The sequence below is a fragment of the Synechococcus sp. R55.7 genome, from assembly GCF_047461955.1.
In the GTDB taxonomy this organism is placed as follows: domain Bacteria; phylum Cyanobacteriota; class Cyanobacteriia; order Thermostichales; family Thermostichaceae; genus Thermostichus.
In genome coordinates this window covers 12,318-13,945 of sequence record NZ_JANSIC010000042.1, presented here as the reverse complement: position 1 = coordinate 13,945, position 1,628 = coordinate 12,318, and the positions used below count along the sequence as shown (strand labels likewise).

At 55.8% G+C, this 1,628-nt stretch carries 2 protein-coding genes; one reads left to right on the top strand and one right to left on the bottom strand.

The window, feature by feature from the left end; translation table 11 throughout:
• On the bottom strand, positions 1 to 906 hold a 906-nt coding region (locus NW820_RS03655), incomplete at its 3' end, for a branched-chain amino acid transaminase (RefSeq protein ID WP_414406710.1).
• A gap of 525 nt (positions 907 to 1,431) precedes the next feature.
• On the opposite strand from NW820_RS03655, the gene NW820_RS03650 reads away from it, so the two are divergent.
• Positions 1,432 to 1,554 (top strand): PepSY domain-containing protein, encoded by a 123-nt coding sequence (locus NW820_RS03650; protein WP_414329089.1) that lies wholly within the window; start codon positions 1,432 to 1,434, stop codon positions 1,552 to 1,554.
• The last annotated feature ends 74 nt before the right edge of the window (positions 1,555 to 1,628 follow it).

Genomic DNA, 1,628 nt, shown 5'->3' with positions numbered 1-1,628 from the left:
AGGGATCACCTTCACCCAATGGGCATAGACGGGATCCCGATTTTCGGTAATTGCCGTCAGCTTCTGCCGCAACTGCTCGGTGATGGGGCGGGAGGGGGGCAGGACGTACTGCTCGATCTGGCGAATGGGGGTGATCTTGGCAGCAGTGCCGGTTAAAAAGGCCTCGTCAGCAATCAATAGCTCCGATTTGTCAACGGGCCGTTCTTGGGTAGGGATCCCCAGGTCGCGGGCCAGAGTGAGGACACTGTCGCGGGTGATCCCTTCCAAGATATCTTGGTCGAAGCTGGGGGTAATCAGCACGCCATTGCGCACGATGAAGATGTTCATGCCCGAGGCTTCGCTCACTTTGCCCTGGGAGTTCATCAAAATGGCCTCGTCATAGCCAGCCTGCGCCGCCTCGGTTTTGGCCAAAGAGGAAGTGATGTAGGCGCCGGTGATCTTGCCCCGCAATGGTAGGCTGCGATCCTCTTGCCGGGCCCAAGAGCTGATGCGGCAACTGACTCCCTCTGGCGAGAGGTAGTCCCCCAGTTCCAAGCCGTACACGAAAAAGTCTTTCTCAATGTTGTGCAGCCGCGGCGAGATGCCTAGGTCGGAGGTGTACACCAAGGGGCGGATGTAGAAAGACGTGGAGGGACGGTTTTTTCGGATCAGCTCGACGATCACCTGCTCAATCCGTTCAGCAGGGAGATCAAAACAGAGCAGGCGGGCGCTTTGACTCAGTCGTCGGCAATGGCGATCCAGACGGAACACCAGAACTTGATCCGGGTTTTGCGGATCAGGGATCCCGCGTAGGCCGCCGAACGCCGCTGTCCCGTAGTGCAGAGCATGGGTGGCAATGGAGATCTTCGCCTCAGCAAAGGGGACAATCTGGCCCTGAAAGTAGGCGTAGGGCAGAAAATCTGGCATGGTCGGCACCCACCGGGGTAGGAATGAGAGGTAGGAATATTATCACCGATTCGTGCAGTGCCGGGAGCTCCAACGTCGGCATGACTTCCCTGCCTGTAGTAGCAGCACGCGGGATAGGCGTAGAGGTATTCCTCCCCCGCAGCAGCGTTGTTTAGCCAGTCAGTTTCCGAGAGGGTTGGATTGGAGAAGCAAACAGTTCGTAGCTGAAGAGGGGCCGAGCAGCTACACCCTATGACGCAAAGGGGGTGAACTCCTTGTGAAGGCAGCAATGCTCCTTGTGGCAAGGCTTCTTTGGTCTCAGGGTGGTAGGGTAAGGAGGTGGTTGCTCAAGCAGCTGTAAATAAAGCCTGCAAAACTTTCGATTGCTGCCTTACTTTTGCTTGGCATTTTGTCCCCCGCTAGCCCGATGCTGTCGACGGGTGGGAGCCGGAGGGCTGCTTTTGCCCAATCTTTTGCTCTGGGTATCCCCATTGAGGAAGCCATTCAGATCGCTCGATCTGCCGTGCCCAATGCCGTGATCAAAAAATGATCAAAAAAGATGAGTTGGAGCTTAAACATGGGCGCCTAGTTTGGGAAGTGAAATTTACCAACGATATTGAAGTCAAGATCGATGCCACTACCGGTGACATTGTCGATATCGACGACTAGCACTCAGGAGGTGCCCTTGCCTAGGCGGGGGTGAGCGTTGCCGGAAAAGGTTGTAGCTGTTACTGCTTGATGAA

Bases quoted from the DNA above. Each gene is read 5' to 3' on its own strand.
- NW820_RS03650 (WP_414329089.1), top strand. From the start codon at position 1,432: ATGATCAAAAAAGATGAGTTGGAGCTTAAACATGGGCGCCTAGTTTGG.